The sequence below is a fragment of the Arthrobacter sp. ISL-5 genome (assembly GCF_018613835.1).
Classification (GTDB): domain Bacteria; phylum Actinomycetota; class Actinomycetes; order Actinomycetales; family Micrococcaceae; genus Arthrobacter.
Map to the genome: position 1 here is coordinate 23,176 of NZ_JAGGPM010000025.1, position 15,976 is coordinate 39,151.

12 protein-coding genes and 4 pseudogenes are annotated in these 15,976 nt (G+C 64.2%); 6 read left to right on the forward strand and 10 right to left on the reverse strand.

Going from position 1 to position 15,976, the window contains the following annotated elements; translation table 11 throughout:
* Positions 1-29: 29 nt before the first annotated feature.
* Together J7I89_RS13445 and J7I89_RS13450 are read right to left on the reverse strand one after the other, a co-directional pair.
* Positions 30-386, reverse strand: a complete 357-nt coding sequence (locus tag J7I89_RS13445) for a metal-sensitive transcriptional regulator (protein ID WP_214971118.1) — start codon at positions 384-386, stop codon at positions 30-32.
* A gap of 250 nt (positions 387-636) precedes the next feature.
* Positions 637-1,143, reverse strand: a complete 507-nt coding sequence (locus J7I89_RS13450; protein ID WP_214971121.1) for a universal stress protein — start codon at positions 1,141-1,143, stop codon at positions 637-639.
* A gap of 175 nt (positions 1,144-1,318) precedes the next feature.
* Here J7I89_RS13450 and J7I89_RS13455 point away from each other — a divergent pair, with 175 nt between their 5' ends.
* Positions 1,319-1,519, forward strand: a complete 201-nt coding sequence (locus J7I89_RS13455; RefSeq protein ID WP_214971124.1) for a hypothetical protein — start codon at positions 1,319-1,321, stop codon at positions 1,517-1,519.
* Between the two features lie 34 nt (positions 1,520-1,553).
* Here J7I89_RS13455 and J7I89_RS13460 read toward each other — a convergent pair.
* The 3 genes and pseudogenes from J7I89_RS13460 to J7I89_RS13470 form a co-directional block, all read right to left on the reverse strand.
* Positions 1,554-2,531, reverse strand: a pseudogene (locus tag J7I89_RS13460) (DUF4113 domain-containing protein); the annotation flags it as partial.
* A 325-nt stretch (positions 2,532-2,856) separates the two neighbouring features.
* Positions 2,857-3,306, reverse strand: a complete 450-nt coding sequence (locus J7I89_RS13465) for a hypothetical protein (protein ID WP_214971427.1) — start codon at positions 3,304-3,306, stop codon at positions 2,857-2,859.
* Positions 3,307-3,362: 56 nt separating this feature from the next.
* Complete coding sequence (locus J7I89_RS13470; protein WP_214971127.1) at positions 3,363-3,530, reverse strand: IS110 family transposase; 168 nt, start codon at positions 3,528-3,530, stop codon at positions 3,363-3,365.
* A gap of 1,046 nt (positions 3,531-4,576) precedes the next feature.
* On the opposite strand from J7I89_RS13470, the pseudogene J7I89_RS13475 reads away from it, so the two are divergent.
* Both J7I89_RS13475 and J7I89_RS13480 read left to right on the forward strand, forming a co-directional pair.
* A pseudogene (locus tag J7I89_RS13475) lies at positions 4,577-5,937 on the forward strand (transposase).
* A gap of 347 nt (positions 5,938-6,284) precedes the next feature.
* On the forward strand, positions 6,285-8,615 hold the full coding sequence (locus J7I89_RS13480) for an Ig-like domain-containing protein (RefSeq protein WP_214971130.1): 2,331 nt from the start codon (positions 6,285-6,287) through the stop codon (positions 8,613-8,615).
* 140 nt (positions 8,616-8,755) lie between these two features.
* Here the strand turns inward: J7I89_RS13480 and J7I89_RS25225 are convergent, their stop codons facing one another.
* The 3 genes and pseudogenes from J7I89_RS25225 to J7I89_RS25235 form a co-directional block, all read right to left on the reverse strand.
* Positions 8,756-9,610, reverse strand: a complete 855-nt coding sequence (locus tag J7I89_RS25225; RefSeq protein WP_308159916.1) for an MFS transporter — start codon at positions 9,608-9,610, stop codon at positions 8,756-8,758.
* Positions 9,587-10,822, reverse strand: a pseudogene (locus tag J7I89_RS25230) (IS110 family transposase); the annotation flags it as partial. The gene J7I89_RS25225 and the pseudogene J7I89_RS25230, both read right to left, overlap by 24 nt.
* Before the next feature lie 386 nt (positions 10,823-11,208).
* Positions 11,209-11,463, reverse strand: a pseudogene (locus tag J7I89_RS25235) (IS110 family transposase); the annotation flags it as partial.
* Between the two features lie 257 nt (positions 11,464-11,720).
* Between J7I89_RS25235 and J7I89_RS13490 the strand changes: the two are divergent.
* From J7I89_RS13490 to J7I89_RS13500, 3 genes are all read left to right on the forward strand, one after another.
* Entirely contained in the window at positions 11,721-12,329 is a 609-nt protein-coding gene (locus J7I89_RS13490; protein ID WP_214971136.1) for a dihydrofolate reductase family protein, read from the forward strand.
* A 222-nt stretch (positions 12,330-12,551) separates the two neighbouring features.
* The gene (locus tag J7I89_RS13495; RefSeq protein WP_214971139.1) at positions 12,552-12,818 is read left to right on the forward strand and encodes a hypothetical protein; all 267 of its coding nucleotides are present in this window, start codon (positions 12,552-12,554) and stop codon (positions 12,816-12,818) included.
* Positions 12,808-13,725 (forward strand): hypothetical protein, encoded by a 918-nt coding sequence (locus J7I89_RS13500; protein ID WP_214971141.1) that lies wholly within the window; start codon positions 12,808-12,810, stop codon positions 13,723-13,725. Before J7I89_RS13495 ends, J7I89_RS13500 begins: the two co-directional genes overlap by 11 nt.
* Before the next feature lie 275 nt (positions 13,726-14,000).
* Here J7I89_RS13500 and J7I89_RS13505 read toward each other — a convergent pair whose 3' ends face one another.
* Both J7I89_RS13505 and J7I89_RS13510 read right to left on the reverse strand, forming a co-directional pair.
* Positions 14,001-14,498, reverse strand: a complete 498-nt coding sequence (locus tag J7I89_RS13505) for a DinB family protein (RefSeq protein WP_214971144.1) — start codon at positions 14,496-14,498, stop codon at positions 14,001-14,003.
* A 468-nt stretch (positions 14,499-14,966) separates the two neighbouring features.
* Positions 14,967-15,866, reverse strand: a complete 900-nt coding sequence (locus J7I89_RS13510) for a helix-turn-helix transcriptional regulator (protein WP_214971147.1) — start codon at positions 15,864-15,866, stop codon at positions 14,967-14,969.
* Positions 15,867-15,976: the final 110 nt, after the last annotated feature.

The following is a 15,976-nucleotide window of genomic DNA, read 5'->3' on the forward strand; positions in this document are numbered from 1 at the left end:
GTCAGCGGGATGGGTGGTGGGTTGTGCCGTTACCGCAACAGCCGCCCGATTGCGTCTGCCGCCTCCTTCACTTTGATGTCGATCGCCTCGGCGCGCAGGGCGGGGTCCGGTTCGGAGGCCGCCCCAATGACGCAGTGGCCGATGTGTTCCTCCACAAGGCCCAGGCTCACGGCATGCAACGCCTTGGTGACGGCCGAGACCTGCGTCAGTATGTCGATGCAGTACTTGTCTTCCTCCACCATCCGGGCGATGCCCCGGACCTGGCCCTCGATCCGCCGGAGCCTTCGCAGGTAGGCGTCTTTGTCCGCGGTGTAGCCATGCTGCGGCGGCGACTCTTCGGTCAGTGCCACGGCCGCTGCCTCAGGCGTCTCTTCGGGAATGCTCATGAGCTCAAGCTATACCCCTAGGGGGTATCTGTCAACGTCTGGCGGGCCTTGTGGGTGGCAGGAGGGCATTAAAAAGCTCCGGAGTGCGTTATTGGGGGATACGCACTCCGGAGCCGTCTTTGAGGCAAGCGCTTGATCAGCCTGCGCTCACCAGCTTACTTGCCGGTAAAGGTGTTGGCCACCACCTCGAATAACTACTTTCGCTTTACTTTCCCGGGCCCGCTTTCAGCGGATTCAGATTGCCGCGGCGTCACTCCGGCCGGTCCTCATGGGCGGCCATCCTGAACGGCACCACCAGCACGGGGCGGCTCTGGTGGTGGGTGAGCCAGGCCGCCACCGAGCCGTTGAGGAGCTCCGTAATGCGGTGGCCGAAGCCCTTCTCGGGGGTTCCCACAATGATCATGGGTGCGTTGACCTCGGCCGCGAGCCGCCCGAGGGCACGGGCCGGATCGCCGGCGAGTGTTCGGAGCGTCCATTCGGGCGACGCGCTCGGTATGGCGGAGCCGATGGCGGACTTGAGGTCATTCGTCAGGGACCGGATGTCGTCGTCGTTCTTGTCCGGATGGAGCGACAAGCGGTGCGCGGAGCGCGCCGGGTCCCACTCCACGAGGTAGCTTGCCTCGTCAACGTAGGCGCAGAGCAGCGGGGCGGAAAGTCTTTGGGCCAGAGTGGCGGCTGTCTGGAGGACCTCGGGATGCTGGCCGGGCACTACGCCCACGAGCAGGGGAGGGGGGCCGCTGAAGCGCTCTGGAGACATACTTTATTGTGTGCCCGGCACCTGATGAATAACCAGACTTCCCGCGGGGTCAGGCACTTTGCGGGCACTTTCGCAGGTGGCGGCCGGAGACGTAAGTCGTCCTGGCCCGGTGCCTTTTTCCCTTGAATCCGGCGGACGGCGGGCCTAGCGTTGAGACGTAGAGAGGCGGCGTGGCATGCAGATATACATGTGGTGGCTAGATCTGGATCTGAAAAGCAAGGAATGGCTGCGGGAAAACCTTCGGGCCGGAGAGCTTCCGCTGTTCGTGATGCAAGGAATCGCCGAAGCAGGCGGTCCGCATCCGGACACGCCGCAGGCGGTTCTGACTGAAAGCGAGTGGGATTTCATCGAGACCCAGTCAGAGTTTGTGGACTGACGGCACCTCCCGCGCAGAGTTAGGCCCCACCAGTTCAGGCTGCCCGGACGACGGGCAGTTCATCCCAGCGCGTGGTGTAGCGGGGTGAGCGCATACCGCGCTTCATGCTCCAGTCAACGCCGTTCTTCAGCCCCGCGAACCCGAGCCCGATCGCGCCACGGCCGTACTTCCGGCTGATCTCCTCCATCAGCGGGCCGATGTTGCGTTCCTCGTGCGGATTTGCGATCAGTTCGAGTGGCTTCTGGTTACCGGTGGGGCGCAGATCCGTGACCATGATTCCGGCCCGCACGTATCTGACGCCTTCCTGGATTGCGGGGAGCAGCCCGTGGGCGGCCCTGGTCAGGAGGACGGGGTCGGCGGTGGGCATGGGCAGGGGAACGCAGACTGAAGGAAAGGACGTGTCCTGCGGGCTGTAGGCGGACGTGCCCGCGAAGGCCGTGAGGACCTTGGCCTGCAGTCCGTGCCTGGCCAGGCGGGCGCTGGCCTGCTGGGCGTACACGCTCAGAATCTGGCGCAGCTCCGGGACGGTGGCTATGGGCGTGGAGAACGATCGGGAGAAGATGAGCTGATCGCGCCCTGCTCGTTCCTCCTCCAGGGGTATGCAGGGCGTTCCCCGCAATTCGAGCACTGTCCGCATCATCACCACCGAAAACCGGTCCCGGAGCATGACGGGGTCCGCGCGGCTCAGGTCAAGGATGGAGCAGATTCCGATGGCGGTCAGGCGCCTGGACAGCCGGGAGGCCACGCCCCAGATTTCGACGACGGGAAGCCGGCTCATAAGCGTCTCCCGCTCCGCGGCTGGCATGGATTCCCAGCGGCACACGCCGCCGAGGGCGGGGTTGTGCTTGGCCCACTTGTTGGCCAGTTTTGCAAGGGTCTTGATGGACGCGATGCCGACGCACACGGGCACGCCGATATTGCGCTGCACGGCTGCATTCATGTCCCGTCCGAGCCCCAGCACGTGCTCCGGGCTGCCCCTGATGCCGAGAAATGCCTCGTCGATGCTGTAGATTCTCACACCCCCTCCTGCGTGTTGCAGCAGCACTGTTCAGGCATTGCCTGAGAAGGCGGCTGACCCACTGCTGGTTCGCGCACTCGGGTCGCTGTCCGATGGACCTGGCCAGTGCGGCAAGATCTGAGACTCAGACGTCCCCAACACGAACGCATCATGACTCCCGGACGAGCTTTCCCACACCGACACCAGTCCCTGGCTGGCGAGGCGTGAGATTCCCCTGGGCCACCCGACCGCTGAACGGGCACTCCCGCGGGCAATAGAGCGTCCCCGGCGGATTGGGCCGGGGACGCTGTCCCTGTCTGGTGGAGATACAGAGGCGGGCTCAGCTGCCGTTGATGTTGGTGATGGTGAAGTTCTCGGTACGCAGGTGGACGACGCTGTCTTGTTGTTGCTGTCTCCTGAGTAGGTTGATGCCCAGCGCCACTCCCCGGCGGTGGTGGCGTGGAACGTGGTGTTGGTGGTGCTCTGGGCGGGCCGCGGCGGGGGTAAGCAATGCCGACGCCACCCAGTGCCTGGCGAGTGGAAAGCCGAGCAGGCCGCCGCGGCTGGAGAGGTGTCCGCCACCCCGGCGCCGCTGGCCGAGCAGGCGGCACGCCTCGCCGGGGGCGATGTGGGCCGAGGCATCCGGATTCTCCACCGTGGTCAGCAGCGTCTTGGACCGGCGGCCGTTGCGGGAGTTGCCGCCGTCGCGCCCGGCCGGATCATGCTTGGCATAGCCGAGATGACCTCCAGCCCCCTCGGCGAGGTCGAGCACGCATGGCACGAGACGCATAAAGCCGCGTAAAACAAGAAGAAGTACCGGCCCGAATTCAATCCCTCACACCACCCCTAGGCATCCAGCGGGTCGGACTTTCCCTGGCTGCGCCTGGCGGAACGGTCGGGACGATCGACCTCGACAACTGCCAGGCCGACTGCCGAGAGGACTCGGGTGAGCCCGGCGCCGTATGAGCCGGTGCCTTCCAGGCCTACGGCGGCGAGCCGACCGAAGGAAGCCATCCACTCCCTGAGCGCGTTGTAGCGGGCGGGTGTCGACTCCGCCGAAGACTTCCGCGATCGCGCTCTGGTCGCCCATTCTCTGCTCGTGCCGCCTTCCAGTTTCAGCTACGGGCGACAGCACGCGTCCGGGAGGGGACGGACAAGACAGTGACGGGGCTCCTGCTCAAGCTCCTGAGGTCACGCCCCCGTACCGGCCGCGTGCGCGACACCCCCGGTGGAGGGCCGACGAATCCCATGCAAAGGCAGTCCGCAGACGCCCGTCGATACTTGAGTCAGACCCTCACCGGGGGATGCCAACTTCATCATCACTGTCGATACTGTTGGGTGCGACGGTCATCGCGGCAGGTCCTTTCGAGTCGAGGTAGAAGACTTCTCGAAGGATCACGCGGTGACCGTCCTCGTCTGCGACGACACGCTCACCGGGGAGCCGTACACACTGCCGGAGGCTACCACGGTGGCACCGGCCATGGAGAGCCTTGACCCATCCGAGTGGGCCGGAGCCCGGTGGATCGGCGCTGTCGACCTTCGGGCTCTTGCCCACTACACACATCTCAGATTGCAGAATTCTGTGGGTTATGACCGGGCGCGATTGCTGGTGCGAGAAGGAAGAAGTGTTCGCGGCTTCGTGGAAGTTGCTGCACCCGGCGGGATCGTCAGCCGCCGCGCATTCGAGGAAACCGTAGCTGCCCTGCCGGCCGCGCGTTCGGATTGCGTCGCGCGCGCGGGGAAAGCGTGGCCTATACCGACGACGATGTGATCGTGGAAGAACGGTGGCGGGGAGTGAGTACCTCCCAAGTACCAGAGCGCTTTTCCCATGCTTCGAAGTAGGTACCTGTTACTCGTGACACCCGCTTGACCTGAATCCTAGGCTCGTAATCACAGGGCGGCCATGGCAACAGTCGATTGTGCTGCAGATGCTGCTGGGAATATGGAGTTCAACTCCGGGGAGCAACATTGCTAGGAGCGCGGGTCAGTAGTCGGCCGGGTTCTTAAAACGCCGTGTGAATTGCCGGGGTGCGGGAGGGGTGGCTGGAAGAATCGGGAGTATGAATTCCGGTTCCCAGGATGGCCTTTTTGATGGAGCTCTCGTGGAGCGGGTGGAGCGTTTTGATGACGGGATCGTTGAGGCCGGCGCTGGTGTGAACAAGCGGTTCAAATCCTTTGAGCCGGACGCGGTGATGCTGGTCCCGCCGTCGGTGGATGAGTGGTTGCCGCAGAATCATCTGGCCCGGTTCTCGCTGATCTGGTGTCCCGGGAGTTGGAGCGGGCGTGCGTGGACGTGGTCGCGTTCCGTTGGCTGGCCGGGCAGCAGGCACCGGATTTCCGGTCCATTGGCCGGTTCCGCAAACGCCATCTCGCGGCGTTGGGGAACGTGTTCCTGCAGGCGCTGGAACTGTGCCGGGCCGCGGGTATGGTCTCGTTGGGCCGGGTTGCCCTGGACGGGACGAAGGTGCGGGCCAACGCGTCCCGGCGAAAGGCGATGAGCTACGGACGGCTGACCGAAAAACAGAGGATCCTCGCCGCGGAGGTCTCGGACATGCTCGCCGACGCCGAGGCCGTGGACAGGGATGAGGATGCCCGGTTCGGGGCGGACAAGCGCGGCGATGAGCTCCCGCCGGACCTGGCCGACCGTGAATCACGGCTGGCGAAGATGGCCGCGGCCCGCAAACAGCTCGAAGAGGACGCAGCAGCCAAAGCACGCAAGGAGGCGGAGCAGAAAGCCCGGGACCGCGGCGATGACGACGGGACTGCTGCGGCCAAGGGTGAGGAAGCCGCGGCCAAAGCGGAGGTCAGACCGAGGGCCCAGCGCAATTTCACGGACCCCGACTCCCGGATCATGAAGACGGCAGACGGCTCGTACCACTATTGCTACAACGCCCAGGCCGTGGTCGATGCCGACCATCAGGTCATCGTCGCCACCGATCTGAACAACATGGCAGTGGACGTGCAGCAACTGGTCCCGATGACCGAACGCACCGCCGCAACCCTGGGCCGGATGCCCGCCCAATGGACCATTGATGCCGGATATTGTTCAGCAGCCAACCTCGAACACGTGAAGGAAATCGAGGCCGCCGGCGGGACCGAGTTCTTCATCGCGACCGGCCGGCTCAAACACGGCGAAAAGGTTCCCGAGACGCCTCGGGGACGGATCCCGGCCAATGCCACACCCAAGGAACGCATGGCGAGGAAACTCAGAACCAAGAAGGGCCGGGCCGTTTACGCGCGGCGCAAGGCGATCATCGAACCGGTCTTCGGGCAAATCCACACCCGCCAGGGCAAACACGTACTCCTGCGCGGCCTCGAACAGGCCAAACACGAGTGGGAACTGATGGCAGGCTGTCATAACCTGCTGAAATTGTTCACTTTCAAAGGGAAAGCCGGTCTCAACGCGCCGGCCCGAGCCTAACCCACGGGCCAAGGCGGCCACGGCTGCCCGGCCATCAAGATGGCAACGTGTCACCGGTCAGTAGACAGGACCACTCCTGGATGACGGAAACCACTACAGCCCCACGCTCCTAGCGAGGCGAGCAGGACTACCCCCAGTTGTGGGGGCAGCGGTAGTCCTACCAAGGTCTCCCCAAGGTTTCAACGATAACTTTTTAATCCTTTCGGATGACGCTTCTCATCCGACGGCATACATACGGTGACGGCTTCGAGGCTCTTCCGTCAGCGCGTCGCGCATCCTCCCGCGCATCCTTCAAGCCAAAACGCCCTCTTGACCGCCTCTTCCCTCCAGATGACAGAGAGGTCATCATGCCCTATACGACGCGTCTGCCACGCCTTTTCATCGCTCTGCTACTCGCGGCGGCCGTCGCTGTCGCGCTCCCCGTCCCCGCCCAGGCGGTCGATGTCGGAGAGCCTGGGCCATCATACGCAGGCGACGGCGTTAGAACCCCGACTGCGGACAAGGCCCAGAGCAAGCTCTGGTTCCAGGATGGGAGCTGGTGGGGGCTGTTGTGGAGCGCGTCCGCAAATGCGACGAAGATCCACCGGCTCGACGTCGCAACGCAGGCGTGGCAGGTGACGGAAACGGTTGTTGACGCACGGCCGAATGCGCGCGGTGACGCGCTCTGGGACGCAAAGGACGGCAAGCTCTACGTCGTGTCGGGCACGACTGTGCTCTCGGAGTGGGGCTCGCCACCATCCCAGGAGGCGGTGACCTCCGGGTCCGCAGAGCTTCACCGCTTCAGCTATAATGCGTCGACGAAGACCTACTCACGAGACGCCGGATTCCCCGTCACCCTTCACAGTGGGAGCTCGGAATCGATTACGCTGGCCAAAGACTCCGTCGGTAAGCTATGGGTCACCTACACCCTCGTCTCGGCCGACAACAGCAACCGTGTCTACGTCAACCACTCGACGACGAGCGACACGGTGTGGGGGACTCCGTTCGTCCTACCGACAACCAACGCCCAGGTGCACTACGACGATATCTCCGCAGTCACGTCGTTCCAGGGCGACAAGGTCGGAATCATGTGGAGCAATCAGCGGCCGGAGCATAAGAAGTTTTACCTGGCCATCCACCAGGACGGCCAGCCAGAGAACTCGTGGCAGACAGAGGTCGCCTACGGGGGGGGGAACAACTGCACCGGGGGATGCGCGAACGACCATCTAAACCTCAGGCAATTGACAAGCGACGGCAGCGGCCGCCTCTTCGCAGCGATCAAGACAGCCGCTAAGAACGTCGGTCAAACGTTTGTGGCGCTCCTGGTGCGGGATAGTAAGGCCCACTGGACCAGCGCGCAGTTCGGCGCTGTCGAGGACGCCCACACCCGGCCCATGGTCATGATCGACGAGGAGCACCGTCAGGTCTGGATGTTCGCGGTCGCGCCGGAGGTGGGCGGCACCGTCTTTTACAAGAAGGCGCCGCTTGACAACGTTTCCTTCCCGCCCGGCGCCGGTACGCCCATCATCAGCAGCAGTACCGACAAGGACATCAACGACCCCACATCAACGAAACAAAACGTCAACGGTCAGACCGGTCTGGTGGTGTTGGCGGCCTCGAGGGACAACGCTCGGTACTGGCACGCCTACATAGATCTTGGGGACCAGTCCCCACCGCCGGGTGGTGGGGATACGACGGCGCCGACGGTGACCGCTGTGTCGCCGGACGACAAGGCGGCCGGGGTGGCGGTGAACACGAATGTGACCGGGACCTTCTCCGAGGCGATGGACGCGACCACGATCGACGGCACCACCGTGACGCTGAAGAACGCTGCCGGGGCTGCTGTGACGGCCGGGGTGACCTACGACGCCACCAGCCGGATCGTCACCCTGAACCCGAACGCGGATCTGGCTGCCTCCACGGCCTATACCGCGTCCATTAGCACCGGAGTGAAGGACGCCAGCGGGAATGCGCTGGCCACGGCCAAGACGTGGAGCTTCACGACGCCTTCGCCGACACCGACGCCGACCTCTGTCCGGTCGTCGGCAGCCGGATCTGGCGAGCTGTCCTCTTCGGGCTCGTACACGCCCACCCTGCCAGCAGGCTGGCAGCCCGGCGACGTAGTCTTCCTGTTCTCGCAGGTGACCGTGGCTGGGTCGGCGAACGCCACGACTCCCACGGGATGGACGCGGGCAATCGCCGACTTCACCAGCGCCGGATCCACCTCGGCGCACCAGGCGGTCTGGTATCGGGTGATGCGGTCCGGCGACACCGCGCCGAGCGTGCCTGAACCCGCCTCCCGGTATGCCTGGGTGACGGTTGCCGTGCAGGGTGCAGACGCCACCACGCCGCTGGACGTTACGCCCACCAGTGACACCAACACTGGCGTGCCCTACCCGGATGTCCGGGCCCCGTCGATCACGCCGGTGACGTCGGGGGCGTTGTTGTTGACCGCACACGGCGTGCGGAACGGCAGCAACTCGGCGACCACGACATTCACGCCACCGTCGGGGACGGCCGAGGTCGGCGACGTAACGTCAAGCGCTGCGTCCAAGTCGAACGCGGCCATCGAGGTCGACTTCCTCTCGCTGACCGATACGTCCGCCACTGGCGCGAAAACCGCGACCGCAGCCTCAAGCTCCGGCACGATCATCAACCAGTGCGGCTCGGCCATCGTCGTGCGCCCAGCCTCGCCCTGACCGGTGCGGGGCAGTGATGGCCGCTGCGGGCCAGGTCGGCGCCTGCGGGGCCGCCACCCTGGTCGAGAACAGCTCCGCCGGCCCCGACCTTTAACTCTCCTGCCCACAGGCGTGAGGTTCCCCCCGAACCGCTGATGCCTCTACGGTCCGGGGGGAACCTCAGGCCGTGCCCGATGCAGGGGTCTGGTTACAGCCGGTGGGGTGGGGTGTTGCCGGCGGCGGTGATGGCCCGGCGTATCGGGACGGCGAGGAGGGGCGACGAAGCCGGCGATGAAGAAGACCAGCACCGAGACGATGCCGAGTCGGCAGCTGGTGGTGGCCTGGTAGACCAGCCCGAACAGGAGGGGGCCGAGCCAGCTGGTTCCCTTGTCGGAGATCGCGTAGAAGCCGAAGTACTCGGCCTCGCGGCCAGATGGGATGAGTTGGCTGAACAGCGAGCGGGACAGCGCCTGGCTGCCGCCGAGTACGAGACCGATGCCGGCGCCGAGGGCCAGGAACAGGACCGGCGCGCGGGCGGGTAGCCAGAATGCGGCCAGAACGAGCCCGGCCCACGCGGTCAGCGAGGCGAGCACGGTCTTGCGTGCGCCGATGAGGGTGGCGATCGCGCCGAGCAGCAGGGCGCCGCCGAAGGCGACGAACTGCACCACCAGGATGGTGGCGGCCAGGGTGGCTTCGCCGAGCTGGAGCTGTTCGCTGCCATAGGTGCTGGCCAGGGCGATCACGGTTTGGATACCGTCGTTGTAGATCAGGAACGCGCCGAGGAACAGCAGCGTGAGCGGGTAGGCGCGCAGGTTCGCGATGGTCTGCCCGAGTTGGCGGAAGCCGGCGGAGAGGATCCCCCTTGGCGCGGGCACGGTGTCGGCTGTCATCCGCCACGTAATTCCCCACTCGTAGGTGAGTTCTGACGCGAAAATTGTGGTTACCGGAATTGGGCGGGATGGATCGATTGGTTGGCGGGTGCGGGGTTTGGCGGTCAGCTGCAGTGGTTCGAGGATGACCTGGTAGCCGAGCGCTTCGAGTTGTTGAACGGCCCTTTCTTTGCTGCGCAGCGGCTGGCGCCGGGTGTAGTAGTCGGGGCCGGGGTCGACGTAGCTTTCACCGGTGTTGAGCATGTGCCAGATGGAGATGAGCATGGAATGCTCCACGGCGACGAGGGCTTCCATCGGCCCGCGTCGGGACTTGATGCGCCGGTATTTCGCCCCGAGATAGGTTTGTGATCGGGCCACGGACAGTGCTGCGGTTCGCAGTGCCCGTTTCAGGTGCCGGTTCCCGGGCCGGGTCTTCGTGGACTTGACCCGTCCGGCGGACTCGTTGGCCCCGGGAGCGGTGCCGGCCCACGAGGCCAGATGCCGGGCGGTGGGGAAAACCGTCATGTCGGCACCGGTTTCGGCGATGATGACCTCGGCGATGCGGGTGCTGATGCCCGGGACGGTCGCCAGCAGTTCCCGGGCGGCGCTAAAAGGCCGCATGAGCTCATCGATCCGGGCATCGAGGGCGGCGATGTCCTTGCTGTGGGCGTCGATCCGGTCCAGAAAGACTCTGGCCAGGAATGCGTGGTGGGCGTTGAAGCGGCCCGTCAGTGCCTCCGTCAGTGCGGGGATCTTCCTGCGCATGCGCTTCTTCGCCAGATCGGCCAGCGCGTCCGGGTCGTTCTGGCCTTCGATCAGGGCCTGGAGCATCGCCCTGCCGGAGACACCGGTGATGTCGGTTGCGACCGAGGAGAGTTTGATTCCGGAGTCCTCCAGCATCTTCTCCAGCCGCTGCACTTCGCGGGAGCGTTCGTCGGTGATCGCGGTGCGGGTCCGGGTCAGATCACGCAGCCGGCGGATGTTTTCCGGCGGGACCAGGCAGCCGTGCAGCAGGCCGTGCGCGCCGAGCTGGGCGAGCCAGGCCGCGTCGGTTAACACGTCCGTTTTGCGTCCGGGCAGGTTCCTTGCCTCCCTGGCGTTCACCAGCTGAACGTTAAGGCCTTTGTCTTCGAGCAGAAAGTAGAACTGGCGCCAGTAATCCCCGGTCGCCTCGATCACGACCAGGCCCACCTGTTGGGCCAGCAGATGCTCCGCCAGTTTCATGACCTGGTTTGTCATGGCCGTCCAGGTCGTGATCTCCTGGGTCGTCCTGCCGCTGTCACTCGTGAGGCGCACGCACGCCTTCGCGTCCCGTTTGGACACATCCAGTCCCGCGCACCGTTGATAGAGAACATCCATCACGTCACCATCCGTTCTGGCCGCCGTTGAGGATGAAGCGTGCACCGGAAAGGAGAGCAGAAGAAGCAGAAATCTGACGCTCGTGCTGATGGGCAACATTCCACGGTCCCCGCGGAAACGGGCTCTCCGCCACCAGGCTGACATACAGGCTCACAGGCACCACAGAAAGGCCAGGGTCGTATCCGGAACACGGCAGCAGTATCAGCCCTCATCGCTTCCGGGACAAGGACGGCCAACCCCGAAAGGGGACTGCCTGAGGAATTTTCCCGTTCCACGGCGCGGCGAGCGAAGCCGACCCTGTTCGGCTGACATGAAAATTTGGGTGACCGGCGCGCGGTGGTGTGGCCGTGAGGGCTGTTCTGGGTTCGACTATCCGGCCTGTCTGAGGGCTCGATTGTGACTGTGTAGCCGAGGGATTCGAGCTGGCTGATCGCGCGGGACTTGGCCTTGGCTGGGGAGTGTCGGGTGAAGTAGTCGGGGCCTGGATCTCGGTAGAGCTCGCCGGTGGCGAGCATGTGCCAGGCTGCGGCGATCATGGCGTGTTCGACGGCGACGAGTGCCCTCGTGGGTCCGCGGCGGGCGGCGATGCGTCTGTATTTGGCTGAGAAGTAGGTGGTGTTCGTCCTTGAGACGTGGAGACTTTGCGGATTTGCACCGGATGCATGATCCGCTGTACCTGAGACCGTCCCAATAGGCCGAGGGACGCACTCTACGTCCAAGGAGTCCTTGGCCCCAACTTACTTTCCTGCATTTAATGCGGGAAAGTTGCGTCATAAGGTGGCTATCGTGGCCGAGGCTGCCGGCTGGGTCATGTCCTGTTCCACCGGACCCCTGGAGTGCTTCACTGAAAGGTACAACGACGGCCACGCCGCCTTTCGCCGCCACCGGAGGTAGTCGAATGCGCAAGATCATCCTCATGATGTCGGTCTCCTTGGACGGATTCTTCGAGACGGCCGACCGGGACATCAGCTGGCACCTGGTGGATGACGAACTCCTCCACCACTTGAACGAGCAGTTCCGGACGATGGGAGCCTTCATGTTCGGGCGCGTCACCCATGAGCTGATGGCCGATTACTGGCCCACTGCCGACAAGGATCCGGACATCTCGGCGGAACTCGTTGAGTTCGCCGGGATCTGGCGCGAGATGCCCAAGTTCGTCTTTTCACGTACCCTCACGCAGGCAGGCTGGAATACCACGGTGATGCACGACGTCGTGCCTGAACAAATCGCGGAACTGAAGGCGCAGCCCGGGGGCGACATCGCCCTTAGCGGCGCCAATTTGGCCTCCACTTTCATGCGGCACGGCCTGATCGACGAATTTCGAATTCTCGTCCATCCCGTGGTCCTGGGGCAGGGCCGGCCGCTGTTCGAGGCCCCTGGTGTCCGGATGGACCTCAGGCTCGAGGGGACGCGGACGTTCGGCAACGGCGTGGTTTTGCTCCACTACTCGAGCCACGGCGCCTCAGGGGCCCACCCGTTGGGAGCCGGGTTACAGGCTGCCCTTTAATTTTCCGGGAACCCCCGGCACGGAGTGGCGAAAACCGCCACACTGCCGCTTTCGGCGAGCTATTCGTACAAATGCTACTCCGCGAGTTACCGATACTTGGAACCGCGGTGTGATGTGGGCAACTCATCCCTCACGGTGGCATGTGGTAGGTGTGGTAGCTCGACTGGATCTCGTCTTCCTGGCTGAAGACGAACAACGACCAAACGCATTCCTGGGGGTCTGATGAACACGCATGTGCTGAGAACGACGATCGCGGTGCTAACCGCGCCGCTCCTGCTTCTGACCGCGAACGGTGTCGCGGAGGCCCAGGAGGCAAAACCGCCGAAGCCCACCACGATCATCAAGTGCGAGGAAGCGGCGACCGGCGGCACGGCACCGCTGTACGACGGCAGGTCCGCCTCGTACATGTACGACGAGCGCTTCAAGCCGGGGCCGGATCTGACTTCTCAAGAGCTCAGCGACCACACGCCTCAGGGTGTTGCCTGGTGAAGAACTGAACGAGCGGTGGGCATTCGTCGACGGCCCCAAATCAGGCGACTGGCACACTATCCGCAAGTACAGCTTGTCCGATCTCAGGAAGGCGATGGCGAAGAACGATTCTGTCAAGCCTGACGGCGAAGACCGCAAGGTCTACGGCGCGTCTTTTATGACCATCGACGGCCGCCATCTGTACGCGGGCAAGTGGAGCGGTGAACACCGCGACTGGATGTACAGCTACACGATTGCCGACGACGGATCCTTGACCTTGGACAGGAAGGAAGACGGAAACGGCTTGCGCTGGGAAGTGCCCGAGTGGACGCAGGGCGTTGCAGTCGCAGACGGACGTTTTCTCCTCAGTTCCTCAAGCGGCCGCAACAAACGCGGCAACCTCTACGTCACGAACAAGGGCGAAACGAATCTCGACAGGGCATCCGTGCGTTGCTTCCGCGCGCCGAGCATGGCGGAAGGGATCACCGCCACGCCGGATGGCGAGGCGTATCTGCTGTTCGAATCCGGTTCGTACAAGTTCAACGGTGCCAGCGGGGACCGTGCCATCAATGTGATCGACGGCCTGCACAGGGCCAAACTCTCTGATCTGACGTCCTTGACTGGTGGCAAGATCCATCTCGGAACCCTGCACTGCGTCGAGCAGGAGGACTTCGTTGGCGATGACGAAATCCTGATCAATGTCGAGGATCAAAAATTGGGGAAGTCCGTGCAGATCGCCGAGGGCGACAAGAAGGAGATCGACAGGACAATCCAGTTCACCGGCAAGGTTTCGGTGAAGCTCTATGCAAACGACGTCGAAGGTGACGACTACCTGGGCCAGCAGGTCCTCGAACCCGGCAGCAAAGACGGGATTATGGAGTTCGCGAAAGACGGCGCCAGCTACCGGCTGAGCTACAAGGTGACGTGAGCGCTCCACCTATTGGGGTCGCCGCATCGGCCTTGGAGTCGGGTTCGCCGTCGGGGGACGGGGCGGGATCGGAGTGGTGGCTGCTGCGGTGACCGGCAGAGCAGTGAGCGTCGCGATGGTCTCGACGACGTTGGGAGCGGTTGCTGGTCCTATTCTGCGTGCCCCAAGAGGTGCTTTCTATGGCCTGCGCACCGGTGTCATCACCGCCGACCTGCGCGCTGCCCTATACAAGGCCGCAGCGCTCATCACCGGCGTCACCGTCGGACGCCGGTACGCTACTCATTGAGAAGCTGCTCGCGCAGAATGTCTGCGTGCCCGCAGTGTTGATCGAGTTCGCGCAACATGTGTAGGTACACCCACCTCAGCGGGAGCGGGCCTCGCCGGTTGCCGTGGACCATTTCGTCGAGCCCTAGGGATGACGTCGCGCGGCGCGATGACTCGCATGCCTCGCGGTGTGCTCGCTGGACTGTGGCGATGGTGTCGTCCTCATCGAGGACAAACGACTCGTCTGGCGTCGCAGGGATGCCGATCTCGGTGCGGGGCCGACACGTGACAGCCTCGTCGAACCAGACCTTCTCGACGAAGGTCGCGTGTTTGACCAGGCCCAGGAGCGTGGTCCGTGAGGGCACCAATGATCGGCGCGCCTGGGCCTCGGTCAGACCGTTCAAACAGCCGTTGAGCGCGCCGCGGTGCTCGTCGAGGAATGCCTCGAACTGGGCCTGGGGCGGCTGATTCATGATGTCCTTGGAGAACGTCGCAGGGAGGGAAGACATGGGTGGAGTATCCCCTAGGCCGACGCCGGGGAGCAATTAGCGCACATGGTATGTCCGAGCCCTTCGACCGGTCGCGGCTGCCCGCAAGGCAGACGTTCCCTCACTGTCGCCGGCATCAACCAGCTCCGCAAGGGACCAGCCGACGCGGAGGCCTGGTCACGCCGGTAACTCAGGGACCTCAGTGCTCACTTTCGAGGAGCGCGTTGGCAGCGTTACGGACTGCTGCGCTGCGCAGCGCGTGGGTGGCACTGATGATTTCCTGGACGATGGCCGGATCTGCTTTTCCCGGTGATCCGTGGTCGAACGGAGGCTCGGGATCGTACTCGATGGCCAGTTGGATGCTGCGGGCTACCAGGGCAGCGAGGATGTCCGGTGCGACCTGTGGGAAACTCTACGAGGCCGTTCATATCCGCTTGAGCAGGCTGCCATCCGGACAACAGCCACTCGGCAAACTACCGGTAGCGGCGTTCAGGGGCGATGGACGGCTTGTGGTTGTGGTGCGTCCGCGAGGTCTTGGATTCGTTCAGTGGCGGCCCAGCTGGCGAGCATGCGGAGGCGTTCATCTGATGGGGATCCGGGCACGGCAGGGTAGACGGTGAGGGTGAAGCCAGGGTCTTCGGCGAGCTCCATGGCTTCGTAGGCGAGTTCGAGTTCTCCTACGACCGGGTGGCGGAAAATCTTGGTCCCGGCGTAGTGGCGCCGGACATTGTGGGCGGCCCAGCGCGTCCGGAATTCTTCGCTGCGCACCGACAGTTCCCCGACAAGATCGGCCAGGCGCTTGTCGAAGGGGTTGCGACCGCTCTGCGTCCGCATGATTGCGACGTTCGTATTGGCCGCCAGCTCCCAATTGGGGTAAAAGTCCCGGGCTCTGGGGTCCAGGAAAATGAACCGGGAGTGGTTGGCGGGCCGTGTTGAACCGCGGTACATCTCCGAGTACAGGGCATAGCCAAGCTGGTTGGCGGCCACGATGTCCATGTGATGGTTGCCGATGAAGGCCGGCGCAGCCGTGATGGCGTCAAGCATGAACTGGAGCGTCGGGCGGACTGCCCCGCTTTGGAGGGGGCGCCGCTGGGCCCTGCCGGAAGGGCCGGATGCACGGGCAAGGTTGTAGAGGTGGTCCCGTTCGGCCTCGTCGAGACTCAGCGCCCTCGCGACGGCGTCGAGGACGCTTTCGGAGGTGCCGGCCAAGTTCCCGCGCTCAAGCTTTGTGTAGTAATCCACGCTGACACCGGCGAGCATCGCAACCTCTTCGCGGCGCAGGCCGGGGACCCGGCGGCGTCCGCCAAAGAGCGTTAGCCCCGCCATTTCGGGGGTGATTTTCGCGCGTCTTGAGGCGAGAAACTCGCGCACGGCCATCCTGTTGTCCACTCATCCACGCTACCCCGGAGCGCCGGTCCGTAGGGAGGTACTACCAGAACCCGGATAAGCAGTGCCCTCGCTAGGACCGGCGCGACCCTGTTGCATTGAACATGACCCCC

Excerpts from the sequence above, each read along its gene's own strand:
- J7I89_RS13445 (WP_214971118.1), bottom strand. The coding sequence starts at position 386 with ATGAGCATTCCCGAAGAGACGCCTGAGGCAGCGGCCGTGGCACTGACC.
- J7I89_RS13450 (WP_214971121.1), bottom strand. The coding sequence starts at position 1,143 with ATGTCTCCAGAGCGCTTCAGCGGCCCCCCTCCCCTGCTCGTGGGCGTA.
- J7I89_RS13455 (WP_214971124.1), top strand. The coding sequence starts at position 1,319 with ATGCAGATATACATGTGGTGGCTAGATCTGGATCTGAAAAGCAAGGAA.
- J7I89_RS13465 (WP_214971427.1), bottom strand. The coding sequence starts at position 3,306 with ATGCGTCTCGTGCCATGCGTGCTCGACCTCGCCGAGGGGGCTGGAGGT.
- J7I89_RS13470 (WP_214971127.1), bottom strand. The coding sequence starts at position 3,530 with ATGGCTTCCTTCGGTCGGCTCGCCGCCGTAGGCCTGGAAGGCACCGGC.
- J7I89_RS13480 (WP_214971130.1), top strand. The coding sequence starts at position 6,285 with ATGCCCTATACGACGCGTCTGCCACGCCTTTTCATCGCTCTGCTACTC.
- J7I89_RS13490 (WP_214971136.1), top strand. The coding sequence starts at position 11,721 with ATGCGCAAGATCATCCTCATGATGTCGGTCTCCTTGGACGGATTCTTC.
- J7I89_RS13495 (WP_214971139.1), top strand. The coding sequence starts at position 12,552 with ATGAACACGCATGTGCTGAGAACGACGATCGCGGTGCTAACCGCGCCG.
- J7I89_RS13505 (WP_214971144.1), bottom strand. The coding sequence starts at position 14,498 with ATGTCTTCCCTCCCTGCGACGTTCTCCAAGGACATCATGAATCAGCCG.